Source organism: Dialister hominis (assembly GCF_007164725.1).
In the GTDB taxonomy this organism is placed as follows: Bacteria; Bacillota; Negativicutes; order Veillonellales; family Dialisteraceae; genus Dialister; species Dialister hominis.
Genome location: NZ_AP019697.1, coordinates 1553640 through 1580115 on the forward strand (window position 1 = coordinate 1553640; position 26476 = coordinate 1580115).

At 50.8% G+C, this 26476-nt stretch carries 21 protein-coding genes, 2 riboswitches and 2 other annotated features; of the genes, 1 reads left to right on the forward strand and 20 read right to left on the reverse strand.

Translation table 11 applies throughout. The annotated features are described in order from the left end of the window. Positions 1–20: 20 nt before the first annotated feature. From Dia5BBH33_RS07215 to Dia5BBH33_RS07305, 19 genes are all read right to left on the reverse strand, one after another. The gene (locus Dia5BBH33_RS07215; protein ID WP_232518027.1) at positions 21–806 is read right to left on the reverse strand and encodes a transporter substrate-binding domain-containing protein; all 786 of its coding nucleotides are present in this window, start codon (positions 804–806) and stop codon (positions 21–23) included. A gap of 143 nt (positions 807–949) precedes the next feature. Continuing rightward, positions 950–1155: a binding site (T-box leader), on the reverse strand. A gap of 102 nt (positions 1156–1257) precedes the next feature. After that, complete coding sequence (locus tag Dia5BBH33_RS07220; RefSeq protein ID WP_143332644.1) at positions 1258–4338, reverse strand: efflux RND transporter permease subunit; 3081 nt, start codon at positions 4336–4338, stop codon at positions 1258–1260. Continuing rightward, the gene (locus Dia5BBH33_RS07225) at positions 4335–5399 is read right to left on the reverse strand and encodes an efflux RND transporter periplasmic adaptor subunit (protein WP_143332645.1); all 1065 of its coding nucleotides are present in this window, start codon (positions 5397–5399) and stop codon (positions 4335–4337) included. Before Dia5BBH33_RS07225 ends, Dia5BBH33_RS07220 begins: the two co-directional genes overlap by 4 nt. Before the next feature lie 32 nt (positions 5400–5431). Beyond that, entirely contained in the window at positions 5432–6214 is a 783-nt protein-coding gene (locus tag Dia5BBH33_RS07230; RefSeq protein WP_022382339.1) for a TetR/AcrR family transcriptional regulator, read from the reverse strand. A 355-nt stretch (positions 6215–6569) separates the two neighbouring features. Further along, positions 6570–7367 carry a tRNA pseudouridine(38-40) synthase TruA gene (gene truA, locus Dia5BBH33_RS07235; RefSeq protein WP_108850969.1) on the reverse strand — a complete coding sequence of 266 codons (798 nt, stop codon included), beginning with the start codon at positions 7365–7367 and terminating at the stop codon, positions 6570–6572. Positions 7368–7415: 48 nt separating this feature from the next. Further along, the gene (locus Dia5BBH33_RS07240; protein ID WP_108850739.1) at positions 7416–8219 is read right to left on the reverse strand and encodes an energy-coupling factor transporter transmembrane component T family protein; all 804 of its coding nucleotides are present in this window, start codon (positions 8217–8219) and stop codon (positions 7416–7418) included. Then, positions 8213–9079: an energy-coupling factor transporter ATPase gene (locus tag Dia5BBH33_RS07245; RefSeq protein WP_022382342.1), complete on the reverse strand. Its 867-nt coding sequence runs from the start codon at positions 9077–9079 to the stop codon at positions 8213–8215. The genes Dia5BBH33_RS07240 and Dia5BBH33_RS07245 overlap by 7 nt, the downstream gene beginning before the upstream one ends. Next, positions 9055–9933, reverse strand: a complete 879-nt coding sequence (locus Dia5BBH33_RS07250; RefSeq protein ID WP_022382343.1) for an energy-coupling factor transporter ATPase — start codon at positions 9931–9933, stop codon at positions 9055–9057. The genes Dia5BBH33_RS07245 and Dia5BBH33_RS07250 overlap by 25 nt, the downstream gene beginning before the upstream one ends. Before the next feature lie 133 nt (positions 9934–10066). Beyond that, positions 10067–10834: an HAD-IIB family hydrolase gene (locus tag Dia5BBH33_RS07255; RefSeq protein ID WP_143332646.1), complete on the reverse strand. Its 768-nt coding sequence runs from the start codon at positions 10832–10834 to the stop codon at positions 10067–10069. Between the two features lie 123 nt (positions 10835–10957). Further along, positions 10958–11503 (reverse strand): glutathione peroxidase, encoded by a 546-nt coding sequence (locus Dia5BBH33_RS07260; RefSeq protein ID WP_108850737.1) that lies wholly within the window; start codon positions 11501–11503, stop codon positions 10958–10960. Between the two features lie 659 nt (positions 11504–12162). Next, positions 12163–12337: riboswitch (cobalamin riboswitch) on the reverse strand. Between the two features lie 103 nt (positions 12338–12440). Continuing rightward, positions 12441–12614: riboswitch (cobalamin riboswitch) on the reverse strand. Between the two features lie 1216 nt (positions 12615–13830). Further along, positions 13831–14253, reverse strand: coding sequence for an acetyl-CoA carboxylase biotin carboxyl carrier protein subunit (locus Dia5BBH33_RS07265; protein WP_108850735.1), 423 nt, complete (start codon positions 14251–14253; stop codon positions 13831–13833). Positions 14254–14291: 38 nt separating this feature from the next. After that, the gene (locus tag Dia5BBH33_RS07270; protein WP_022382347.1) at positions 14292–14606 is read right to left on the reverse strand and encodes a hypothetical protein; all 315 of its coding nucleotides are present in this window, start codon (positions 14604–14606) and stop codon (positions 14292–14294) included. 41 nt (positions 14607–14647) lie between these two features. Then, positions 14648–16177, reverse strand: coding sequence for a methylmalonyl-CoA decarboxylase subunit alpha (mmdA, locus tag Dia5BBH33_RS07275; protein WP_108850734.1), 1530 nt, complete (start codon positions 16175–16177; stop codon positions 14648–14650). 82 nt (positions 16178–16259) lie between these two features. Then, complete coding sequence (locus Dia5BBH33_RS07280) at positions 16260–16712, reverse strand: VOC family protein (protein ID WP_022382349.1); 453 nt, start codon at positions 16710–16712, stop codon at positions 16260–16262. A 20-nt stretch (positions 16713–16732) separates the two neighbouring features. After that, positions 16733–17671 (reverse strand): methylmalonyl Co-A mutase-associated GTPase MeaB, encoded by a 939-nt coding sequence (meaB, locus tag Dia5BBH33_RS07285; protein WP_108850733.1) that lies wholly within the window; start codon positions 17669–17671, stop codon positions 16733–16735. A gap of 125 nt (positions 17672–17796) precedes the next feature. Continuing rightward, positions 17797–18192: a cobalamin B12-binding domain-containing protein gene (locus tag Dia5BBH33_RS07290; RefSeq protein ID WP_108850732.1), complete on the reverse strand. Its 396-nt coding sequence runs from the start codon at positions 18190–18192 to the stop codon at positions 17797–17799. A gap of 36 nt (positions 18193–18228) precedes the next feature. Next, entirely contained in the window at positions 18229–19875 is a 1647-nt protein-coding gene (locus Dia5BBH33_RS07295; RefSeq protein WP_143332647.1) for an acyl-CoA mutase large subunit family protein, read from the reverse strand. Between the two features lie 295 nt (positions 19876–20170). After that, entirely contained in the window at positions 20171–21718 is a 1548-nt protein-coding gene (locus tag Dia5BBH33_RS07300) for a succinate CoA transferase (RefSeq protein WP_143332648.1), read from the reverse strand. Between the two features lie 376 nt (positions 21719–22094). Beyond that, entirely contained in the window at positions 22095–23333 is a 1239-nt protein-coding gene (locus tag Dia5BBH33_RS07305; RefSeq protein WP_232518028.1) for an O-antigen ligase family protein, read from the reverse strand. 221 nt (positions 23334–23554) lie between these two features. Continuing rightward, positions 23555–23787 (forward strand) — a binding site (T-box leader). Between the two features lie 62 nt (positions 23788–23849). Here Dia5BBH33_RS07305 and Dia5BBH33_RS07310 point away from each other — a divergent pair. Beyond that, complete coding sequence (locus Dia5BBH33_RS07310; protein ID WP_022382355.1) at positions 23850–24683, forward strand: MetQ/NlpA family ABC transporter substrate-binding protein; 834 nt, start codon at positions 23850–23852, stop codon at positions 24681–24683. Between the two features lie 163 nt (positions 24684–24846). Here the strand turns inward: Dia5BBH33_RS07310 and Dia5BBH33_RS07315 are convergent, their stop codons facing one another. Further along, positions 24847–26424, reverse strand: coding sequence for a hypothetical protein (locus Dia5BBH33_RS07315; RefSeq protein ID WP_162501775.1), 1578 nt, complete (start codon positions 26422–26424; stop codon positions 24847–24849). Positions 26425–26476: the final 52 nt, after the last annotated feature.

Sequence of the window (26476 nt, forward strand, 5' to 3'; positions counted from 1 at the left end):
CCTCTCCTGCTGTCCTTCTATCATCCGATATACTTCTGTTCCATATTCTTCATCGTGCCGTTCGTTTCAAGCTCTGCCAGGAAGAAATTGACGTAGTTCAGGAATTCCTGATCGCCCTTCTGCATGAGAGCGCCGAAACGGTTCTTTGTGAACGGCTGGTTCACGAGCGGATCGGCCAGACGGGAATCCATCTTCGCATATTTCTTCGCTTCCATTGTTTCCGTGATCATGATGTCTGCTTTTCCTTCAGCGATAAGACCGGGGATTTCCGCATTCTGTTCATGAATGATGAGCGTGGCTTTCGGAAGGTATGCTTTGGCGAACTTTTCATTCGTTCCGCCCGGATTGACCATGACCTTCACTTCCGGCCTGTTAATGTCGGGAATGGATTTGTACTTCCCTGCATCGCCCTTCCTGCAGAGGATCGTCTTGCCGAAGAGGAGGTAGCCGTCCGACATGGACATGACGCGTTCCCTGTCGAAGGTCCTTGTGATGCCGCAGAGAGCCAGGTCGAATTTCCCTGCCTCTGTATCGGCTGTCAGTGTCTTCCAGGTCGTGGGGACGTATTCGACCTTCACGTGGAGGGAATCGGCAAGCCTTTCAGCAAGCTCGGCATCGAAGCCCTCGTATTTCCCTGTTTCCTTATCCTTGTAGGACATCGGACGGTAATCCCCGGTCGTCCCTACGCGGATCGTCCCTCTTGCCGTAATGTCTTCCAGATGCGCTGCGAGCGCTTCCATGCTTCCTCCCAATACCATGCCAGCTGCCATGACAGCTGCTGCTCCGTATTTCATCCATTTCTTCATGATATTTCCTCCTGCTCTTCCTCTCCGGTCATCCGGAACTCCATGCGGTCCAATAAAAAATCCCCTGCTTCAAAACAAGCAGGGGACGACGGAATCCGCCGCGGTACCACCCAAGTTATCTGATAAACACAAAAGGGTGGTACCCAAGGGACGGAAGTTCCGTGGTACCACCCTACTCGATCAGATCGACTCTCGATCCTGTAACGCGGATCACTCCGGCCGCTCCTACTCGACTTTCAGCGCGGCAGTTCGGGAAAGAACTTCCTTATTTTCTGGTTTCCGGCTCGCACCATCCGCCGGATCTCTGAGAAGCACTCCAATAAGTACTTTTTTCCGTCAATACTATTCCTGTATTGTGTACATTTTAGCCATTTCAGAAAAACTTGTCAAGAAAAATTTCAATATAAAAAGAGCCATGAAAACGGAAAGTTCTCACAGCTCTTTCATATCTTTATTTTTCCCCTTTCGGTATTTTCACTCCGTAGATCTGGCTGTAGAGCGCAGGCACGAAGAGAAGCCCGATGGCGGTGGCAAGAAGAAGCCCGCCGACAAAGGAGACGGCAAGCGGCCGCCAGAAGGGGTTCGTAATGAGAGGCACGAAGCCAAGGACGTCGGTCACCGAGGAAAGCATGATCGGACGGAAGCGGAGCACGGCCGATTTCACGACGGCATCATACGGCGTAAGCCCTGCTTCGAGGTGCTGCCGGATCTGGTCCAGAAGGATGATGCTGTTCCGGATGACCATGCCCGAAAGGGCAATCATGCCGATGATGGCAACGAATCCTATCGGCTGCCTTGTGATAAGGAGCGTCAAAATCGCCCCGATGAGACCGAACGGCCCGGTCACGATGGCGATGATGAGCTTGGGTATCGTCCCCAGCTCGAAGATGAGGACCATAAGAACGAAGAAGATCATGATCGGCACGGCCTGGAAGATGTACTTCATCGACTTGTCGCTCCATTCGGCGGATCCGTCTTTTTCAAGCGTGTATCCGTCGGGGAGGCTTGCCTTGAAGGAAGCGAAGTCGTCATTGTAGAGTTCCTGCATGAGGGAGTCTGCCATGACGCCGTCCTTGCAGTCAGCGCGGAGCGTGATCGTAGGCTTCAGGTCTCTTCTCCAGATGGTGCTGATTTCATTCTCATAGGAAATATCGGCAAACTGCCCGAGAGGCACGTAGCGTCCGTTTCCTACATGGACCGGCATGGAGGAAAGGTCGGGCAGCTGGGCCGCATTCTTTCCTTCGAGCTTGAAGGAAATCGGGACGAGCTGGTCGCCCTGGTACGATTCAGCGACCTTGTAGCCGGAAAGCTTCGAGTACAGGTCGAGCGATACGGCATAGTTGTCGATGCCGAGCTCGCGGACGCGGTCCTGATTGATTTTCAGCTTGATGGAAGGCATTTCTTCCGGCCAGTCAAGGCTTGCATTCACGATGTCCGGATTCTTCCTCATGATGTCGAGCGCTTTGCCGGCAAGCTCGGCTGTCTTCTTATTGTCCTCGCCGATCAGGCGGAACATGACAGGGTAATCGGATGGCGGGCCGGTCGTGATGAGCCTTGTATGCGCGCGGGCATCCGGATACTTGTCAGCGATGAACTGGTCGAGCTCGCTTCTGACATCGTCCCTGACGTCGTTTCCTGTCGTGACGATGATCATCTGCCCGTGGCCGTCTTCCGGTGCTGACGGATCAAAGAGAAGGATGAAACGGGGCGCGGAGTCTCCAACATAGGTCGAGAAGGACTCGATGCGCTTGTCCCCGTACAGGTTGTCTGCAATGCCTGCCATGACGCGCTTCGTTTCCTCGATGGAGGCGCCGGAGGGCAGATTCACGTCCAGGATGATTTCCGGACGTTTGGAGTTCGGGAAGAATTCCTGATTGACGGAGGGAAGGCACATCATGGTGACGGCAAAGAGAGCAAAGGTGCCGACGATGACAGATTTCCTGTACCTGATGCTTCCCTTGATGAGTCTGTCAAAGATCTGGTACGACTTCTCGCCGATCTTTTCCTTGATGCCCTTCTTCTTTTCCTTGGCGCGTTCTTCCTTCGATTTCACGCGGATGAATTTATAGCCGAGAACCGGTGAAACGAAGATGGAGGCCAGCCAGGAAATCAGGAGTGTCGAGCCGATGACCCAGAAGAAGGAGGAGGTATATTCGGCAGTCTGTCCCTGGGCAAGGCCGACAGGGATGAAGCCGGCGGCCGTGATGAGCGTACCGGCCAGCATAGGCTTCGCGCAGCCTTTGTAGGCCGCTTCTGCCGCTGCCATGCGGTCCATGCCCTCTTCGAGCTTGACCTGCATCATTTCGATGACGATGATCGCATCATCGACAAGAAGGCCCAGTGACACGATGAGGGATCCCAAAGATACGAGGTGAAGGTCGATCCCCTGCCATTTCATGAAAATGAAGGAGCCACAGACGACGACCGGGATGCAGAGGGCAAGAACGATGCCGCTCCAGAATCCGAGGGAAAGGAAGGAAGCTGCCATGACGATGATGATGGCTTCCAGCAAAGATTCCGTGAAATCGTGGATGGAATTATTGACGACCTTCGGCTGATCGGCGACGAGGCTGATTGTCATGCCGGCCGGGACTTCCTTCTGCGCTTTTTCGATTTCCGCATTCAGATGCTCGCCAAGCGTGAGGTTGTTTCCCCCATCTCTCATGGAAACGGCAATGCCGATCGCCGGTTTCCCGTCAAAGTAGAAGAGGGACGTTTCCGGGGTCGTATAGCTCTGCGTGATCTTGGCGATGTCGCCTAAATGGAACGATCTCTCGCCGACATGGATCGGCAGATTTTCGAGCGATTCAACGCTTCCAAGAAGCCCGTCGACGCGGATGGCCACATTTCTTGTGGACGTATGGATCATGCCCGAGGGCATCATCGCGGACTGTTGGGAAATCATTGTGAATACATCCGTCGGGCTCAAGCCGAACGTAGCGAGCTTGTTCTGGTCCATCTCGATGTAAATATTCTGTTCCTGCACGCCAAGAAGCTCGACCTTCTGCACGTCTTCCACGGACGTCAGACGGCGGCGGATTTTTTCAGCGTATTTTCTTTTTTCTTCATAGGAGAAATCGTCTCCTGTGACAGCATAAATCGAGCCGTACACATCATCGAAACGGTCGTCGATGAAAGGCCCCACGACGCCGGCCGGAAGGCTTCCCCATTCATCTTCGACGAGGTTCCTCATCTCATGCCAGCGTGTCTGTATGTCTTCCTTGGGCACATCGTCCTTGAGGTCGACATAGATGACCGTCTTGCCGTCATGCGTGAAAGACCTTAGGTAATCGAGCCCCTTCACGTCCTGCAGCGTCTTCTCGAGGGGATCGGTCACCTGCTCGGTGATCTGCTCTGCCGATGCGCCCGGCCAGGCCGCTGTTACGACGGCTTCGCGGATGGTGAAGGCAGGATCCTCGCTTCTCCCCAGAGAGAAGTAAGACATGATCCCTCCCAAGAGGATGAAAAAGATGAAGAAATAGACAATCTGCTTGTGCTTGATCGCCCATTCCGCCAGATTGATCTGCTTCATACGCGTACCTCTTCATCCTCACTCAGGCGGGCGACGCCGGCTGTCACGACGCGGTCTCCTTTCTTAAGACCCGAGGTGATTTCGACGGCATCCTTGCCGTAGCGTCCCGTTTCTACCTTCTGGAGATGCGCCTTGCCGTCACGGATAACCCAGACGGAAGGAGAGGCCTGCTGGGAAGCCATGGCCGAAAGCGGCACCATGAATCCCCTTGCGCTGTCAGGATCGGTGAATTTCACCTGTGCTGTCATGCCGACGACAACATCCTGCGGCGGGTTTTCAAGCGTGACTTTGGCATCATAAGTGCTTGTCACCGCATTCGGCGCTGCCGCCACTTCCCTGACCTTGCCCGCTACTTTGACCCCCGGAAGTGCCCAGAAGGTCACTTCGCAGGGCATGCCGACCGAGTAGAGCCCGTACTGTTTTTCTGTAAGAGAAATATACACGTCCAGCTTGGAGTCGTCGATGATCGTAACGACCGGCGTACCAGCGGCAACGACCTGCCCGACTTCATACAGTGTCGTCCCCACGATGCCGTCACGATCGGCGACAAGCGTCGTGAAGCCCAGATTGTTTTCTGCGCGCGAAAGAGCCGCCTCGGCTGACCGGTACTGCGTCAGCGCAAGGTCGTAGCTGTTCCTTGTCTGGTCCATGGCCAGATCGGAAATCGCATTGGCAGCATGGAGCTTTTCATACCTTGCCAGTGTCGACTGCGCAAGCTTCAGGGAAGCCCCTGCCGCATCAAGCGACGATCTGGCTGCTGCCGCCTGCTCTTCTGCATCCTTCGAATCGACACTGAAGAGTTCCTGTCCGGCCGTCACGCGCTCCCCGCTTGTGACATAGCGCTGCATGATTCGCCCGCCTGTCTGGAAAGCAAGCGGAGACTCGAAGAATCCGTGCACGGTGCCGGAGAATGTATCCTTCGCATCCTTTGCGTCTTCTCCGATGACGATCGTCTTCACGAGCGGCGCAGACGGTCCTTTATTGACGGCCTTTCCACATCCCGTCAGTGAAAGCGACATGCCAAGCATCACGGCTGCCGCTATTCCTGCCCATCGTTTCATACCCTTTTCCCCTTTTCAAATGCGGCCTTCCCTCAGCCGATTTCCTTATTCTTGATCCCGTTCATCAATACATCGAATGCCTGATGCATGTAAGAGTCTTCCGTGATTTCTTCCTTCACGGAGAAGCGCTTCTTGATTTCATTCATGAGGTAGTAGTAAGCGACCATGCCTGCCCAGGAAATACAGACTTCCGTAGGCTTTAAGTCCTTTCTGAAGCATCCTTCCTCAATGCCTTCGGTCAGGGCGCCCCTGAGGACGACGAGAACCATGGCGAAGCGTTCCTTCCCGATCGATGCGAAAACGTCGGTCGGGTGAATCATTTCCCAGGAAAAGATGCGGAGAATGTAGGGATGCTCCTTCATCAGACGGTAGAAGAAGCGGGAGTACATTTCCATGATTTCCATCGGCGTATGGTCGCCATGGGCCGCCTGCTCCACGAAGTCGACGAGAAGGGCGCTCCCCTTCTGAAGAATCGCAGAATAGAGCTCTCTCTTGCCTCCGAAGTAGTAGGAAATCGCCGCGCTGTTCACCCCGGCTTCCTTTCCTATGTCGCGGATGGAAACGTCCGAATAGCCCTTCAGCGCAAAGAGGCGGATCGCTGCGTTCTCGATCTGCTCGCGGCGCTTCGGTTCCTGCTGTGCCATATCTTCGGGGAAAAGTGTCTTGTACATGTTTTCCTTCGAGCCATAGTAGTAGGATACGGTAGAAACGCTGACGCCCGCTTCCCGGCTGATATCCCGAAGCGTTGTGCCGCTGTATCCCTTCTCGCGGAAAATCTGAATGGCAGCTTTCCTGATCAGTTCTTTCTTTGTCATGCCATGTCCCCCTGTTATTGTGGATTCTAAGATGATTTACTCTTATTATAATACGTTAGAATGGTAAATTAAAGCTAAACGATTAAACTGTTCGAATTCGCAACGTTCGATGGGATTCCATGAGATATACGCATATGAAAAAGGGGCTGCAGAAATGATTTCACATTTTTACAGCTCCTTTTGTGCGGATATATGCAATTAGAGGATACCAACATATTTATATTTTTGTGCTATCTAAAAACCATACCACCAGCCTTCGGCTGAGGAAATCAACCCTATCCACCGTGTTCCGCGGTCCCCCTACCCCGTCTGGGAAGGCGAAGTATCGATTTTACCGGATTCCTGAAGTCATTTTTTACCTGCACCATGGGAAAAGGGGCATGGCGAGTGTTTCTTCGATGCTCTCTTTTGTAATCGGCGAGAAGTAGACGCGAAGGAGACAGAGGCCTTCTGCCGGCGCTGTCATTCCCAGTTTCCTTCTGTCCTTTGCCGCAAGGATTTCTTCTATGTCTTTGACTGAAAGAAGCCCCATTCCTGCATCGACAAGGCAGCCTGCGATGTTCCTTACCATGTGGTAGAGGAAGCCTTCGCCTGTCACGTAGATGCGGACGAGATCCCCGTCTTTCTCTACGCGGATTTCATGGATGTTCCTGACCGGATCGGACGGCACGGAATTGTTTCCTCGGAAGGACGTGAAGTCATGGCGGCCTTCGAGAGCCCTTGCCGCCTTCCGCATTTTCTCAAGGTCGAGTTTCTTTCCCGTCCGCCAGATATAGCGCTTCAAGAACGGCGAGGCCTCCCTGCTTTCTGTCAGGAGGTAGCCGTACGTTTTTCCGTAATTTCTTCTTCTGACGGAGAAGTCCTCATCCATCTCGCAGCTCTTCGTCACGCGGATGTCGCCGCGAAGGCGTGCATTCATCGCATAGATGAAGCGGTCGCCCGGAATCGTCGAATCCGTATAGAAGGTGCATTCCTGCCCGTAAGCATGGACCCCTGCATCCGTCCTTGCGACGAAGTAGAGGGTGGTCTTTTCCCCTGTCAGCTCCAGAAGGCAGTTTTCCAGCATTTCCTGCACCGTCATGCGGTTTTCCTGCCGCTGGAAGCCTGCGTATCCGCTTCCCTCATAGGAAACGGTAATCCAAATGTTTCTCATGATTCTCCCTGCCAAAAAGGCCCGAAGCATCGCCCCGGCCCTTCTTATTTATCTGAAATATACGTAAAGTCCGATGAGCGCTGCGGTCACAAGTACGACAGCGATCATGGCATTTCTGTCTCTCCATGTGTAGGCGAGCTGGTGCATCTTCGTGCGTCCTTCGCCGCCCCTGTAGCAGCGCGCTTCCATGGCGGTCGCCAGGTCGTCTGCTCTTCTGAAAGCGGAAATGAAGAGCGGCACGAGGAGCGGAACCATGTTCTTCGCTCTCTGCCAGAGATTGCCATTCACGAAGTCCGCGCCTCTGGAGGACTGCGCCTTCATGATGCGGTCTGTTTCTTCCAGAAGTGTCGGGATGAAGCGGAGCGCAATTGTCATCATCATGGCCAGTTCATGCGCCGGAACGCCGATGCGCTTGAATGGCATGAGGAGTGCTTCGATGCCGTCCGTCAGGACGATCGGGCTCGTCGTGTAGGTCAAGAGCGAAGTGAAAGCGATCAGGAATACGAGACGGAGCGTCATTTCCACGCCGTTCCTGATACCTTCTTCGCTGATATGGATGAATTTCCAGGAAAAAAGCTCGGTTCCCGGTGTCGTGAATACGTGGATGGCCAGTGTGAAGAGAAGGATGAACCATAATGGCTTCACGGCTCTCCATACAAGCTTGTAAGGCACGCCGGATACGGAAATCGCGCCGAGCGTGAAAGCGGCCACGAGAAGGTAGGAAAACGGGTTATTGGCCAGGAATATCGCAATGATGAAGATCATCGTGCAGAGAATCTTCGCGCGGGGGTCCATCCTGTGCAGGAAAGAGTCGCCCGGGTAGTACTGTCCAAGCGTCATATCTGTCAGCATGATTTCTTCCCTCCCAGCATTTTTGCCATGCGGTCGATGGCTTCCTTTGTCGTCTTTGCGTCTTCCGGAACGGGGATACCGCGGGCTTTGAGCGCCTGCAGTGTCTGCGTCAGAGGCGGCGCGTCGACGCCGCATTCCTTCAGCTCTTCCCTGTGATTCAGGAAGATATCCATCGGATCGCCGTCAAGGACGAGCTTCCCCTTGTGCATGACAAGAAGCCTTGTCGCAAGGCGGGCAATGTCGTCCATATTATGGGAAACGAGGATGACAGAGAATACACCCTTATTGTACCAGTCCCAGATGCGGCTGAAGATTTCTCTTCTTCCAATCGGATCGAGACCGGCGGATGGTTCGTCAAGTATCAGGAAATCCGGATGCATGGCAATGACACCCGCTATGGCAACACGGCGCTGCTGTCCGCCGGAAAGACGGAACGGCGAGCGGCCTGCGAATTTTTCATAATCAATGCCGGCAAAGCGCATGGCGCTTTTGACACGCTTGTCCACTTCTTCCTCGTCGCATCCAAGGTTCTTCGGCCCGAAAGCGATATCCTGCGCTACGGTTTCTTCGAAGAGCTGATGCTCCGGGTACTGGAATACCATCCCGGCGGAATGGCGCTTGGACACGGCATCCTTCGTCTTTGCTGCAAGATCGATGCCGTCGATGGTGACTTTGCCGCTCGTCGGATGGATGAGCCCGTTCAAATGCTGGATGAGCGTGGACTTGCCGCTCCCCGTATGTCCGATGACGCCGATGAATTCGCCCTTATTGATCGTGAGATCGACATGCGAAAGCGCCGTCTTTTCAAACGGGGATCCTTTGCCGTAAATATAGCTTATATCTTCGACACGTATGGACATAACGCTTCTCCCAGCTCCTCATCGGTCAGGCAGTCTTCCGGAATCTTGAATCCCTTCTCGCGAAGGCCGTGCGCCAGGTCGGCTGCGACCGGCACATCAAGACCCATCTTTGTCAGCTTTTCTGCCTGAGAAAATACTTCTCTTGCCGTTCCCTGCATCTTGAGCTCGCTCTGGTCGACGACCAGAACGTGATCGGCAGTCACGGCTTCTTCCATGAAATGCGTAATGAGGACGATTGTGATGCCCTCTTTTTCATTCAGTTCATGAATCGTCTTCATGACCTCGGCTCTTCCCGAAGGATCGAGCATGGCCGTCGGTTCATCAAGGACGATGCAGTCCGGATGCATGGCAAGAATGCCTGCAATGGCGATTCTCTGCTTCTGCCCGCCGGAAAGCATGGCAGGTGCATGCGTGCGGAACTCGGTCATGCCGACTTTTTCAAGAGCGGCATCGACGCGGCGGCGGATTTCATCCGGAGGCACGCCCAGGTTTTCCGGGCCGAAAGCGACATCTTCCTCCACAATCGCAGCCACCAGCTGGTTGTCCGGATTTTGGAATACCATGCCTACCTTCTGCCTTATATCCCAGATATGGGAATAATCCGATGTGGACATTCCCTCGACGATCACTTCACCGGACGTAGGCATCATGAGCGCATTCAAATGACGGGCCAGCGTGGATTTGCCGCTCCCGTTCGTTCCGATGATCGCCGTGAAGGATCCCTTCATGATCTGGGCCGTCACGTCCTTCAGGGCATCGAACGTCTTGCCGTCCTCTGTCTCGAACGTGTGGGTCAAGTGACGGATGTCGAAGAGGACTTCCCCTTCTCCATCTTTCCTGATTTCTTTATCCATCTTTCCTCTTTCTCTTACTCAACAGGAAATCATTACAATTTAACAATCTATAATATAACAGAAGCGCGGCATTACAGTCAACCCGCAGCGCCGCGCTTAATTAACAAATATTTTATTCGCTTTGTATTGACAATCAAATCCAGCCAAACTTCTTGCAGGCGTAATAAATCCCGTCATCATCGGCTCTTTTCGTGATGTACTTCGCTTTTTCTTTGAGCTGCGGCTTCGCATTGCCCATAGCTATGCTGAACCATTCATCCCTGAACATGGAGCGGTCGTTCATGCCATCGCCGAAGACGACGACATCCTCATCTGAAAGGTTGTAGCGCTTCATGACTTCGAAGATGCCTCTTTCCTTATGGACCGGCTCGATCAGCATATTATCCTTCCTGAACCAGACATGCGGAAGCGTATGAAGCGGAATCTCAGGAAGATCATCCTTCGTGCAGGCAACGAAAATCTTGTGGATCGTGTCCACTTTCCTGAAGTCAAAGGAAGGATCGACGACCGTTTCATAGTACCTGTCCTTCACGCGGGAGAGGTACAAGTCCGAAGTCGCCACACGCATTTTCTTATTTTCCGGGCAGACAGCAAAAGGAAATCTCTCACTGTCGATTTCCGAAAGCGTCCTGATGCAGTCTTCAAGAGGAAGACCCTCATCATAAATCAGCTCCCCATGAATGGTCAGAGCATTTCCCCCGTCGGAAACAGCGGCGCAGATGCCAAGGGCCTTCGCCACTTCCCAGGCGTCCGCCTGCATCCTTCCCGTCGCAATCGCTACAAAATGACCGTTATCCTTCAGCTCCTTGATGGCCTCTCTCGTGCTGTCCGGATAATCGTTCGTCAGCGGTGTCGTCAATGTCCCGTCGATATCAAAGAAAAAGAATTTTCTTCCGTTCATCCTTACTCCTCCTGCCGTATAATCACTTTCATTATACTACATTCCGGAGACTTTACCGAATGATTCTTGCAAACCGGACAATAAAAAGAGCCGCCTCAGCGGCAGCTCTCTTTCATTCATGTATTACAGAAGTTTTTCAATAGCCGGAGCGATTTCTTCCGGTGTGGTGGTCGGTTCGAAACGTTCTACGACATTGCCTTCGCGGTCGATCAGGAATTTGGTGAAGTTCCATTTGATTCCGTCGCCTTCAAGAATTTCCGGATGTTTTTCCTTCAGCATCGGAACGAGTTTCGGTGCAATCGGATGATCCATGTTGAAGCCCTTGAAGCCTTTTTCCTTGGTCAGGTAAGCGAAGAGAGGCTGCGGGTTGTCACCGCGTACGTCGCCCTTCTTGAACATCTGGAAGGTAACGCCATAGTTGACCTTGCAGAATTCCTGGATTTCTTCATTGGTTCCCGGATCCTGTTCATTGAACTGGTTGCTCGGGAAGCCGAGGATTTCCAGGCCCTTGTCCTTGTATTCCTTATACAGTTTCTCAAGGCCTGCAAACTGCGGTGTGAATCCGCACTTGCTTGCTGTATTGACGATCAGAATAACCTTGCCTTTATACTGAGAGAGAGAAACTTCCTTGCCCTGCATGGTGGTGCATGTAAAATCATAAACGCTCATTATGTTTCCTCCTTTATATTAAAACATTGAAATGCCTTTATCTTTATTATATTGATTGATTTCGAAATAGTCAATGTGAAAAAAGTAATTTTTACGTCAAATTCAAAGGAAAAGGCTATGCTGAATCATCAAGATCTCCAGAATTTTTGCAAAAAAAAGAAGCGGTAGAGCCGCTTCAAAAGGGGATGGGCACCAGCCCCAAAAAATGAGAAACCTGTATAATAACACCTTGCAGCGTTATTACCTGAATTAGGAGATGCAGCTCTTTCCCTCAAGCTGCATATTAATGAACTCCGATATATGAGAACTTCCTTGCGGAAGGATCTGTAAAAAGTGAGGGTGATGATCGTATTTCCCTTTTACTCCATCTTTACTCCATCACCCGGAAGAAGAACCATGTCGGGACCCCTGTGGAGTAACCCTATCTATGTAAAGGTGCATAAGCGCCGTTTACAACTTGCTAACCTGCCCTTACTGCTGAAGCGCCTTTCCCTTGGCGCTCCAGCCGCAGGCGGAGAATGACGTTCCCTGGCGCCATCCTCCAGTCTTGCATGAATGACCCTGAATCCTCCTCATTCACCAAAAAATCCACTCTACCGACACGGATAGAGTGGACGCCAAAAAGACATTCTCACACCATCCTATCGCTCGTAGGTTTTTGCGGTGATTAAAAACAGGCAGTTCTCCTGACTCTGCTTCCTCGCTTCTCCTGTCTTCCCAATCTCCTCAGTGACATTACTGGAGTCGCTCCGCATTACAGTGGCGGGACCGTGCCGGCATTTCACCGGTCTTCCCTATTAAGCCCTGACGGGCACCTGTTTCCTTGATTCAGTTTATTCTCCTCAGTTAGTCAAACCGGAAATCCCCAATAAAAAAACCCTTTGCACGAACGCAAAGAGACATCATAGACATCCCCTTCCCATCGCTCGTGGGTACAATCGGTGACAAAAAACAGGCAGTTCTCCTGACTTTGCTTCAACGCTTCTCCTGCCTTCCCGGTTTCCCAGTGACATATTTGGAGTTGCTCCGCATTACAGTGGCGGGACCGTGCCGGCATTTCACCGGTCTTCCCTATTAAGCCCTGACGGGCACCTGTCTTATCCGTATTTAACTGTAGATATCATATCACTATATATTGTAGGTGTCAATGTGACAGATTCTCAAAATCACCTAAAAGTGCCATATATGCCTATTCTATATACACTGCGTGCTTCTTATCTATACAAGATTCCCGATATCTCGGTATTTCTCTGATTCTATCAAACAATCTGTTTCGCGCAAAATGCATATATTCGTGTGTACGATATTGAGTAAGATATTCCGGGAAGCATATATGGGAAATTAAAGCTGCTTCGTGCGATATCTTCTATATAAGGATCAGATCTCCTTCTGCCCGCAGCACATGCAGCACTAAAACACTTTTCAGGTAATTCCAACGGATCAGCTGTCAAAGGGCAAAAAACCTTGATGGCAAGTTCTAACAGCCTGACAGGCAAATCAGTTTCTCATTTCTTTTGTTCCTTTATATAAGAACCAGGAGTCATTGAAAGAAATATTCGCTCTCGGCTGCATTTAAAGCCTGTCAGAACATGCAGTCAGGATAAAACAGATGGAAGCCTCGTTCCCCATTTGTCTTCCCTTAAAAGCATTAATTTCAAGGCAAAATCACATATCAATGATTCATTCCATGAAAACGATCATGAGCCGAATATGGAATATACTGACATACTTCCCATGATACTTGTCCAAAGGATTGAATACTTGCATCATCTCCGAATCCTGCTGCGATGTTCCTGTTCATGCTTTTCCACATCTTCAATGCCAAATCCCCCTTGAAAACCGAATAAGAGACATAGAAAAAGAGCATAAGATGCTCCATTCTTAGAATCACCACAAAACCAGGAAAGGAATGCAATCTACATGCTCTCTTGGTCAACTATATCAAATCTCTACTAAAATATAAAGTACCAATTTGCCTTTCATGAATCTGCCGTTCCTGATGTCCGTGATACGGAATGAATGGGTACGGAAGTGATGAGTACTCCTTGCACTGATCAAGTATTTATCCTCTCCATTAGTACGCGGTAATGGCAGTCGATTCATAAAAGGGGGATGAGTCACAAAAGAGGGGCTGGCATCAAAATGCCATTCCCCAAAAACGTGAAAACCCAAATTAAAATGTCAATGAAACCAGGTAAACACGGGCCTCATCGGCTATAAAACCAACACGAAATGTCCTATAAGCCTATAATCCGCAATTGCGCGCAAAAAAAGAGCAGTGCCGAAGCACTGCCCTTTTAGATTAAGCGATGTTCATTAAGCTAATATTAGCCAACAGTGAACAGCGGATCGCCGCCCTGTACGGACTGGCCTTCCTGAGCCTGCATGGAGGTGATCTTGCCATCGCATGGAGCCATGATCGGGTTGCCCATCTTCATAGCTTCGAGTACGAGGACTTCGTCGCCTGCTGCTACTGCGTCACCAACATGTTTGTTGATGCGGATGACTTTACCAGGCATTGGAGCTTCAACTGCTTCGCCTGCACCTGCAGGAGCTGCTGCCGGAGCCGGAGCTGGAGCTGGAGCTGCTGCTGGAGCCGGAGCTGCTGCCGGAGCTGGAGCTGCTGCCGGAGCCGGAGCTGCTGCCGGAGCTGGAGCTGCTGCCGGAGCCGGAGCTGCTGCTGCAGCGCCGCCGTCTTTAACTACTACATCGTAATCCTGGCCGTTAACTGTTACAGTAAATTTTCTCATTGTCTTTCCTCCTAAATGATTGTACTTTCAACTTTCAATTAGAACTGCTGGTTGCCGGAAACGCCCGCAATGCGAGCTGCGGAAGTCCAGCCAGGTCTAGCTGCCGGGCGGATGGAGACGATTTCGCCGCCACCCATAGCAACGATAGCAGCAGCGATAGCTGCTACGACTGCACCATTGTTAGCTGCTGCAGGAGCTGCTGCTCTTGCTGCTGGAGCTGCTGCCTTTTTAGGAGCTGGTGCCGGTGCTGCGGACTGATTGAGAGATGAACGTACCTGCCAGATCATGATCAGGGCAATTACTGCAACGATAGCAGCAAAAACCGCGATATACATAACTGTACTGTTATCCATCTGTACCCATCCTTTCAATATAGAGATTTAAGCGGCAAATATTAGAGCGGAATGTTTCCGTGTTTCTTTGCCGGATGTACTTCGTGCTTGGAAGCAAGCATCTTCAGTGCATTGATGATTGTCGGGCGGGTATTTCTTGGATCGATTACTGCATCTACATAGCCACGTTCTGCAGCTTTGTAAGGAGTAGCGAATTCCTCGACATATTCCTTTGTGCGTTCTTCTTTGTTCGGGTCTTTCTTGAAGATGATGTTAGCTGCGCCTGCAGGTCCCATAACTGCGATTTCAGCGGTTGGCCAAGCGAATACCTGGTCAGCGCCCTGTTCACGGGAGCACATAGCGATGTAGGAGCCGCCGTAAGCTTTACGCAGAATCATGGTGATCTTCGGAACTGTAGCTTCGCAGTATGCGAACAGCATCTTAGCGCCGTGACGAATTACGCCAGCATATTCCTGCTGTTTGCCAGGCAGGAAGCCAGGAACGTCGACAACGTTCAGAACCGGAATGTTGAAGCAGTCGCAGAAACGAATGAAGCGAGCTGCTTTATCGGATGCGTTGTAGTCAAGGCAGCCTGCCATGAATGCTGGCTGGTTAGCAATGATACCAACAGTCTGTCCGTCCATACGAGCGAAGCAGGTGATGATGTTCTTTGCGAATTCCTTAGCTACATCGTAGTATTCGCCATTATCAACAATGGATTTCAGTACATCATACATATTGTACGGTGCATTGGAGCTTTCCGGCATAATGGTGTCCAGAGCTGGATCAGTTCTGGTCGGATCGTCTCCGGTTTCTACGATCGGAGCGTCTTCCATGTTGTTGCTCGGGAGGAAGCTGAGCAGGTAACGAATCTGTTTAATGCAGTCTTCGTCGTTTTCAGCTGCGAACTGAGCTACGCCGGATGTACGGTTATGGGTCATAGCGCCGCCGAGAGCTTCAGCGGTGATCTTTTCGCCGGTGACGGATTCAACGACAGCCGGGCCGGTCAGGAACATCTGGGATGTTTTCTTAACCATGTAAATGAAGTCGGTCAGAGCCGGGGAGTAAACAGCGCCGCCTGCGGACGGTCCCATGATTGCAGAAATCTGCGGGATTACGCCGGAAGCGATGGTGTTGCACCAGAAAATCTTGCCGTAGCCGGAGAGGGCATCGACAGCTTCCTGAATACGAGCTCCGCCGGAATCGTTCAGGCCTACGCAAGGTGCACCGACTTTGAGAGCCAGTTCATTTACGTGAACGATCTTTGCAGCGTGCATTTCACCAAGGGAGCCGCCTTCAACGGTGAAGTCCTGAGCGAATGCAAATACCAATCTTCCATCAACAGTGCCGTAACCTGTTACAACGCCTTCGCCCGGGAGATCTTTCTTTTCCTGGCCGAAGTTGTGGCAGCGGGATTTTACGAGGGCATTGACTTCAACGAAAGTGCCTTCATCAAACAGAAGAGCGAGTCTTTCACGAGCAGTCAGTTTGCCTTTTGCATGCTGTTTTTCAATATGTTTTTCGCCACCCATAGCCTCAACATGAGCGAGTTTCTTATGGAGAAGTTCAATTCTTTCTTCAACAGTTGCCATTCTTACACCTCCAAAAATATTAGGGTCCCCCGCAAGGGGGATGATCCGCCCAGAATGGGCGAATCATTTGCCATCATTCAACTTATTTATTGAAGGACGGGCCGCCAGGGCGTTCTGTCAGTTCAAGCAGAAGGCCGGTAGCCTTTGGATGCAAGAATGCGATATGACAGCCGCCTGCACCGACACGCCATTTCTTGTCGATGAGCGGAACTTCTTTAGCCTGCAGATCTGCGAGGCATGCTTCGATGTCGTCAACACGAAGAGCAACATGCTGGAAGCCGTTCTTGCCGCCGTTAGATTTTTCAATGAAACGAGCGATCGGGCCATCCGGAGTTGTGGAACCCAAGAATTCGAGTTCGCAAGCTTCGGTCTGCGGGGATGGTTTGAAGAAGCTTGTTGTTACATGCTGATCTTCAACGGTTTCATCCGGCAGGGATGGATCCAGTCCCAGAATGTCTTTCATCTGCTGTTTAATAAGAGCCAGGTCTTTAACAGCTACGCCTACATGATCGACACACAAAACTTTGAATGCCATAATAACTCCTCCTTTATAAATTATTTGAATATTTTGCCCACGATGGAATCGACGACAGTGAATGGATCAGTTTTCCTTTCAAATACGTCTTCCACGTAGCCATTGAATTCACCCGTCTTGGAGAGGTTTTCTTCAATATGACGGGAAATGCGGTCGTGAATCATTTCGAGCATCTCGCTGCGTGCGCGTTCACGTCTGCGTTCTTCCAGCAAGCCGGATTCTTCGAGATACTTTCTATGATCACCCAGAGCTGTTACTACATCTTCTACACCCTGGTCTTTATTCGCGATCGTTCTTTCGATCGGCGGACGCCAGTTCTGAGCTTCGCCCAGATCGAGCATCATTTCGATCTCAACATTCAAACGATCTGCGCCGTCGCGATCACATTTATTGATGACAAATACGTCACCGATTTCAAGGATACCAGCCTTGATTGCCTGAATATCGTCGCCAAGTCCGGGTACGAGCACAACAAGTGTGGTATCCGCATTCTTAACGATATCGACTTCGGACTGTCCTACGCCTACTGTTTCGATGAAAATTACATCGAGACCGAAAGCATCCATCAGTTTAACCGCATCTGCGGTCTTGCGGGACAAACCCCCGAGACTGCCGCGTGTACCCATACTACGGATATAAACACCCTTATCCAACGTCAGGTCGTTCATACGAATACGGTCACCAAGAATGGCGCCGCCGGAGAACGGACTGGTAGGATCGACAGCGACGATGCCTACTGTTTTACCCTGTTTGCGAAACTGCTTTATGAGGGCATCAGACAGTGTGCTCTTACCCGCACCAGGCGCACCAGTGATACCGATGACCTGAGCACGACCGGTATGGTGATAGATATCTTTCATGATATCTTCATAACCATCACGTTCGTTTTCAACGATGGTAATTGCTCTCGCTAAGGCGCGTCTATTTCCATTCCAAAAATCCTTCATAGAAAATTCCATGGATACACCGCCTTTTCGAGGAGTAAATCAAGAGAAATAAATAGTTGTAAAGGGCTGAGAGTGCACCCAGCCCTTTAACAGCTAAATTACACTAATAAACCGCCAAGTGGTAGTCTAAAAGCTAATTATTTTACATTTGCCTGGATGAAGTCAATAACTTCTTTGGTTGGTGTGCCAGGTGTGAAGATAGCCTTTACGCCTGCTTTTTCCAGACCTGGGATATCAGCAGCCGGAATTACGCCGCCGCCGATTACGAGTACATCGCCCATGCCTTTAGCTTCAAGAGCTTTGACAACTTCCGGGAACAGTGTGTTGTGAGCGCCGGACAGCAGGGACAGTGCTACTACATCAACGTCTTCTGCGTCAGCTGCTTCGACGATCTGTTCAACGGTCTGGCGAAGACCTGTGTAAATAACTTCCATGCCTGCATCACGGAGTGCACGGGCAATAACCTTTGCGCCGCGATCATGTCCATCAAGACCCGGTTTAGCTACGAGTACTCTGATACGTTTATCTGCCATTGTTAATTACCTCCAGAACTATTTCCGATTATCGAATTAAAGTGTGTTGTGCGGTTTGTATTCGCCGAATACCTTACGGAGTACTCCGCAGATTTCGCCGAGGGAGCAATAAGCACGTACGCAGTCGAGAATAACTGGCATCAGGTTTACTTCTTCATCAGCAGCTGCAACTTCCAGCTTCTTCAGTTCTTCCTGAACCTTAGCGTTATCACGTTCTGCTTTAACTTTAGCCAGTTTGTTCTTCTGGAATTCACCAGCGGAGGAGTCAACCTTCAGCAGGCCTTCAACCGGTGGTTCTTCCATTGTGAACTTGTTGACGCCAACGATTGTCTTTTCGCCGGATTCAACAGCCATTTGCCAAGCATAAGCGGAGTCCTGAATTTCCTTCTGGATATAGCCTTTATCAATAGCTTCTACAGCGCCGCCCATTTCATCGATCTTTCTGATGTATTCTTTAGCTTCAGCTTCGATAGCGTTGGTCATAGCTTCAACATAGTAGGAGCCGCCGAGCGGATCAACTACGTCAGCCAGGCCGGATTCATAAGCAACGATCTGCTGTGTACGCAGAGCGATGGTTACGGATTCAGTGGTTGGCAGAGCCAGAGCTTCATCGCGGGAGTTGGTGTGCAGGGACTGGGTTCCGCCCATAACAGCTGCTGCTGTCTGCAGAGCAACACGAACGATGTTGTTGTTTGGCTGCTGAGCTGTCAGCATGGAGCCTGCGGTCTGGGTGTGGAAACGCAGTTTCATGGATTTTTCGTCTTCAGCGTGGAATCTTTCTTTCAGAATTGTAGCCCACAGACGACGGGAAGCGCGGAATTTAGCGACTTCTTCGAGTACGTTGTTGTGTGCATTCCAGAAGAAGGACAGACGTGGAGCGAATTCATCGATGTGCATGCCAGCTTTCAGAGCTGCTTCGATGTAAGCGATACCATCAGCAATGGTGAATGCGATTTCCTGAGCAGCGGTGGAACCAGCTTCACGGATGTGGTAACCGGAAATGGAGATGGTGTTCCACTTCGGAACGTTCTTGGAGCAGTATTCGAAAATGTTGGTGATTAAACGCATGGATGGTTTAACCGGGAAAATGTAGGTGCCGCGAGCGGAGTATTCCTTCAGAATATCGTTCTGAATGGTGCCGCGGAGTGCGGAAGCAGGAACGCCCTGTTTTTCAGCAACTGCAATGTACATAGCGAGCAGAACGGATGCCGGTGCGTTGATGGTCATGGATGTGGAAACTTTGCCCAGGTCGATCTGATCGAACAGGATTTCCATATCTTTCAGGGTATCAATAGCAACGCCTACTTTACCAATTTCGCCTTCAGCCATCTTATCATCGGAGTCATAACCGATCTGGGTTGGAAGGTCGAATGCTACGGACAGACCAGATCCGCCGTTAGCAATCAGGTAACGATAACGTTTGTTGGATTCTTCAGCGGTTGCGAAGCCTGCATACATACGCATGGTCCAGAGACGGCCACGATACATGGTCGGCTGTACGCCACGGGTGTATGGATATTCGCCCGGGAAACCGAGGTCTCTTTCATAATCAAAACCTTCGAGATCGAGAGGTGTGTACAGGTTCTTGTATTTAAGACCAACTCTTTCCGGATGTTTTGCCGTCTGTTTTGCATATTCTGCATTGTAGGCATCAAGTTTAGCTTTCAGGGATTCGTTAGACATGAGTTCATCTTCCTCCTAAAAAAGTAAGTAAGTAACTTCTGGGAAAAAACTTCCCATCATTTATCAGCGGCGGCGTCTTTATGCTCTTCTCACTGTTTTCTAAGGGAACTTCTTTCCGGTCCAGGGCCCGCAACGCCTTCCCCGCTGCAGCGCTTTTTCAAGTCTTCTTGCAGCGGTTTCAGGACACTTGCGAAACCCATGTGTATGACACTGTCAATGGGCAGTCATCATCATAGATTATTATACAGTACTGAGTTTATTTGTAAAGCATTAAAAATTTTAATACAGCACTAAATTATTTCTTGAAGTGCATATCGCCGGTTTCTGCCAGGCTTTCATGGAATTTGAAAGCTTCCGGAAGAATGTGCGGGGTCTGGCTGTGGCCGCATGCGGCAACTGCTCTTTCATAGTAGTCCATGAGCTGATCTCTGTAGGACGGATGAGCAACGTTGTTGATGATAACCTTTGCTCTTTCCTTCGGGCTCAGGCCGCGAACATCTGCGACACCCTGTTCAGAGATGAATACATGGGTATCGTGTTCGGTGTGGTCAACATGGGAGCACATCGGAACAACTGCGGAGATCTTGCCGCCCTTAGCGGAGCTGTGGCAGAAGAAGCAGGACAGGAATGCGTTACGAGCGAAGTCGCCGGAACCGCCGATACCGTTCATCAGCTTGGTGCCTGTTACATGTGTGGAGTTTACGTGGCCGTAAATATCCATTTCAAGAGCCGTGTTCATGCCGATAACGCCGATACGACGAACAACTTCACCGTTGTTGGAGATTTCCTGCGGACGCAGAACGATCTTCTTGTTGTATTTTTCGATGTTGTCGTAGAAACGTTTCAGGCCTTCCGGAGATGGAGACAGGGAAGTACCGGAAATCATGTCGATCTTGTCTTTGTCGATCAGCTCGAACATGCCGTCCTGGATAACTTCGGTGTATACGGACAGGTTCTTGAACCGGGATTCAACGAGGCCATGGATAACTGCATTAGCAACGTTGCCTACGCCAGACTGCAGCGGGAGCAGGTTTTCCGGAAGTCTGCCATGTTTAACTTCGTTGGTCAGGAATTCTACAAGGTTGTTGCCCATTGCTTCAGCGTCGTCATCGAGCGGAGCCAGTGCACGGGTTACGTCTGGCATATCGCATGGAACGATAGCTACGATCTTGGACGGATCGCATTTGATGTACGGTTTGCCGATACGGTCGCCAGCGTGGAGAATCGGAATCGGTTCGCAGTGCGGCGGGTTCTTACGCATGTAAATATCAGCCATGCCTACGAGGCCGAGTGGCTGAGTGGTGTTAACTTCGACAATGACTTTCTTAGCGGTGTCTACGTATACCGGAGAGTTGCCGATAGCGGTTGTCGGGTAGATTTCGCCGTTCGGTCCGATCTTGCATGCTTCAACGACTGCGAAGTCCGGGCCGGTTACGCGTTCGCCTTTAACGTTGGTGAAGAAGCCAGCACGAACCTGCTGTGCTACATGAGACAGATGCAGGTCATAGTAGCTTACCTGGCCATTGTTGATGGCTTTCCTCAGGTTAGCGTTTGTCTGGTAAGGCATACGAACTCTGACGCCGTTTACAGCAACCAGTTCGGTATCGATCTGGGAACCGGTGGAAGCGCCTGTCCAGATATCTACCTGGAACGGGGTCTGTTTCATGCGTTCTGCGAGTTCATGCATTGTAATTTTCGGATAGCCGCATGGCGTAAATCCGGAAATACCGATGATGTCCCCTGCATTGATCATAGCTGCAGCTGCTGCGCCTGGCATGACCTTGGAGAGAAGGCTCTTGTCCTCAATCCTGCTAAGGAATTCACTATCATTGGTGTCGATCATTACTATCATCCTCCCAAAAATAAAATAATATATAAAAGTCCACAGCTTGATTTACCTGCTTTTGCTGCAGATCTTTTTACCTCAGTAAAAAACACAGTCTATACGAGACGGGAATGTTTTCTTCTCTTTATCGAAAATGTTCGGTAAACATTTACTTCAAAAAATCCATTTCCTAATCTAATTCATCATACTGACTGCATTTTTATTTACCTTATCACCTTTATCATTATACCACATTTTCTGAGATTGTATCCCCTAAAATAGGTTCTCTGTTTCTTAATTTCTATTATGGGTCATATAAATAATTCCTATTAGACAAATTATGATTTACATGTTGTATAACATGTAATTTACAGAAAACCATAATCATATATTTCTATTTTTCGTTTGCATGACTTATGCATGAAGCCCACAAACCCGCCAGACTCCAGAAACAAAATGATACGGAACGGCTAAAAAGTACATGGTCTCCGAAGCTGATAATGGCAATCAAGATGACGGCAAGCATGCCGCCTAGGCCCATGGCACGGTCAAAGGCAGTCTCTCCCCCTTTGAAAATCCTGTAGGCGATGATACCCTGCGCAAAGAAAGCAGCCAGGAATGCAAGGCCACCCGGGATCCCTACTTCGGCCAGCATGTTCAGGTACATGTTGTGTGCATGGAAAATCAGTACATTGTCATTCTGTATAAAGAAATTGTAATCCGGGTATGCGAGGAGATACGATCCCCAGCCGATGCCCAGAAGAGGATGTTCTTCAATCATGGCTCTCGTGCTTTCCCAGAGAGCGAAGCGAAGATCGACGGACGTGTCATCCCCTCTGAAAAGGGAAAGGAAACGTTCGGCAATCTGTCCGTGATAAAAGAGAAGGCCAATCGGAACGAGCAGGAATAAAAGACCGAATCTCTTATCATGGAAAATGGCAAGGCCTGCCACGATGCCGCCGGCTGCCACCCACGCGCCTCTGGAATAGGTAAGCGCCAGGCAGGTAAGGAGCACCAGCAGGACGATTCCGAAAATGTACTTTCTTCTCCCCTTCTTCTCATAGAGGAAGAAAGAGGAAAGCGCACTGATGATCATCAGAAGGTAAGCGCCCAGAAGGTTCGGATTCTCCAGCGTCGAATACATGCGGCGGCGGAGAAGCGGGAAACGCTCCGGATCGACCCAGCTCTGCGCGGTAAGATCCTTTGCCATGTCATGGGCATCCGCATACTGGAAGAAACCGTAAGCGGCTACACAGAGAGCACCTGCCAGGAAGGCATAGAGCGCCTTTTCCTTTTCCCTGACCGTACGGATCGTGGAAAAGACCATGAGATAGACAGCCGCATAAAGAAGCGGCTGGAGCGACCAGTTGAAAATCGAGAAGAAGCTGTCCTTGGATACGGCCGTGGACAGAAGCGAACACGCTAAAAAGACGGCTCCTGCTCCCCAGTATGGAGGGACGCGGAGGGACACTTCCTTTGATGTACGCCAGTTGACCAGCCACAGGATGAGGGCCGGGATGAGGGGCGCATAGAAAAGGAATGGATTCAGCGGAATCAGGAACAGCGTCAAATATAAAAGATAGAGGACATGCTCGCGCGAGCATGCTTTATGCATCAGGCCAAAAAGACCCATTTCCACCTCCGGCTAATAAATTCTATAAAAGGAACCACTTTGTTCCGTATCTCATTATAATAGACTGATTCTTTTAGGGCAACGGCACGCCCTTTCGTCCTTTTCTTTTTTAAAGCGCTTTTTCTTCACTTTTTCTCTCTTTTACTTTCGTATTCTCAAAATAACAATTTTAAAATTTTCTTGACGCTTTCATGACGAAATGCTATAGTATGTCCAACTTGATACAAGCGATGAAGAGAAGAGTACGCGGAAAGAAAGCCAAAGAGAGTCCCGAATGGTGAGAAGGGACGCCGGACATCCGCCGAACATGGCCTTGGAGCATGCGCCGCCGAATGATGAAGTGGCCCGGGAGTTCCCGTTACAGGACAGGAGTGCCTTGCACTTCACAAGGTCTTTCCGGCGACGGAAAGGCGAACATGGGTGGTACCACGAAACAGAATCCTTCGTCCCGTCGGGAAGAGGGATTTTTTTGTACCCGGAATCGTTATTTCCACGAAATCATAAGGAGGACTTACTATGAACTACCGCAAAACTCTCGCCGTTTCCCTCGCTGCTCTTGCTGCCGCTGGTCTCATCGCCGGCTGCGGCGGAGAAAAACCGGCTGCTTCCAAGGCTGCAGGCTCCGCTTCCAAAACAACGACCATCAAAGTCGGCGTCTCCCCCGTTCCGCATGAACAGATCGTCAATGCAGTGAAGGATCAGCTTGCCAAGAAAGGCATCAATGTAGAAATCGTCGAATTCACTGACTATGTCCAGCCGAACCTGGCCCTGAACGACAAGAGCCTTGACGCAAACTTCTTCCAGCACAAACCATATCTGGATGAATTCTGCAAATCCAGAGGCCTGAAGCTTGCTTCCGTCGGTGCTGTTCATCTTGAACCAATGTCCGTTTTCTCCAATAAGTACAAATCCCTCGCTGAACTGCCGGACGGCGCATCCATTGCCATTCCGAACGATCCGACCAATGGCGGCCGTGCTCTCCTCGTCCTCCAGTCTGCCGGCCTGATCAAACTCCGTGACGGTGCTCCTGTCACTGCTACCCCGCAGGATATTGCTGAAAACCCGCACAACCTGAAGTTCTCCGAACTCGAAGCTCCGCAGCTCCCAAGATCCCTGGCTGACGTCGATGCTGCTGTCATCAACATAAACTTCGCTCTGGAAGCCAAGCTGAATCCGAAGGATGCCATCTACACAGAAAGCAAGGACTCCCCGTACGCTAACATCGTAGCTGTAAGAGCTGGCGATGAAAACCGTCCGGAAATCCAGGAACTGATGAAAGCGCTCACCAGCCCTGAATCCAAGAAATTCATCGAAGACACCTACAAAGGCGCTGTCATTCCTGCATTCTGATCAACTAATTAAGGAAATAGAAAAAGACCGTGGATCTGATTTCCATGGTCTTTTTTACTGGCACTATACTATAGCCGCCCGCAAAAAAGAGGCCCCGGGATTTCCGGAGAGCCTCTTCTTTTATTATATATATACTATATATATGTATTTTTGCTATAAGCCCTTATTTCAGGACTGTTCCGTCCGCGAGGGTAATGGTGTGGCCGTTGAAGTTGATGGTGCCAAGGTTGTTGACGGTGGTTGCCTGGCTGTCAGCGGTGAGGTTCCATACAGAGCCTGCTCCGATGAAGATGTCGGCATTGGTCTTGTACTTTTCGCCGCCCTGTGCGTTCGGGATGATGGTGATGGCGCCTGTCCATACGGAGTTGTTTCTAAGGGTCAGGTTGACGTCGGAAATCGTATCGACGACAATATCGCCATTCAGTGTTTCTTCATCAGCAATCAGTTCGACATGGCCGCCGTTAGCGCCCGGGGTGCCCCAGCCGTAAGCGCCGTCATTGCCAAGGGCTGAGAGGATCGGAAGGCCCGGATCCTGCTGGAGGGTTGTCTTCTTCAGCGTGATGCGGTTATGTGTACCGGTGACAAGGAACATGCCGCCGTGATGGGAAATCAGGGTGGAGCCTGTTGCATTGAACTGCTGTACACCCATGGTTCCGATAGCGGAAGGATCAGCGTAGAGAACGATGTTGTACGGTACGGACCCTGTTTCATTGCCTTCGAGCGTGGAGTTTTCAAGGGAAAGCGTATTGTTGTTGCGGACAACGGCTGCCTTGGTGTTCTGTGCGTTCACGCTGCTGTTTGTCAGTGTGACGTCGCCATTGACGTATACGCCGTGGGAGTCCTTGCCAGTCGTGGTGAAATGGCTGCTTTCAGCAAGAATCATGCCGCCGTTCTGGGATACCTTCATAGCCGGGGATGCATAGCCGGATGTGGAAACGGTCGTGTTAACGACTTTCATCATGGCTCTTTCTGCTGTTTCAAGGGCAGGAGAATTATTTCCTGTCGTTGTAACGGTGGAATCGGTCAGGTTGAGGTAGGTTCCCTTGCCGTATCCGAATGCGCCCGGTGCGCCGAGAGCAGAGGATGTGATGGATGCCTTGGTGAATGCGCCGTGGCCGCCATGGGTGACAAGGAGTGCTGCGTTCATGCCGTACTGATTGGAGCTTTCTGTATTCGTAGCATCGCCGGTCTTTGTGAATGTGTCGCCTGCTGCGCTCATGTAAGCGTAGGAAACGCGAAGTGCATTCTGGTCAGCGGTTGTAGACGTATAAGTCTGAGCATCATAAGTGCCGTCTGTTTCAATCGTTGCTGCGCTTGTTCCCTGATCAGCCGTGTACTTGGCAGTCTGCGCCGGTGTCGGTGCGGGCTCGGGTTCCGGCTCCGGTTCAGGAGCTGGTGTGGGCTCAGGTTCAGGAATGGGTTCCGGGGCAGGAGCCGGTTCTGGTTCAGCCGGTTTCGGCGCTTCCGGAGAAAGGTTCTTGAATGTGCCGGCTTCTACGGCTTTTTCAACATCCGGCAGTGTCAGGGACATGCCTTTCAGAAGTGCTTCAGTGTAGTTGACTTCCGGCTGAGCAGCCTCGGCCGGAGTGCCTGCGGCAGCTGTCGTTTCCTGTGCCTTGGCCGGCTGTGCAGCTGTAGCTGCAGCCGCTGCCGGTGCTGCATCCGCTGCAAAAGCGGACATAGAGCCGGCGCCTGTCATGACCAGGGCGCAGAGTAAAGCGGTCAGTTTGCTGTGTTTCATATATTTCCTCTTTTCTGAATAAAGATGATTCATACTCTGGATTCATTTGCTT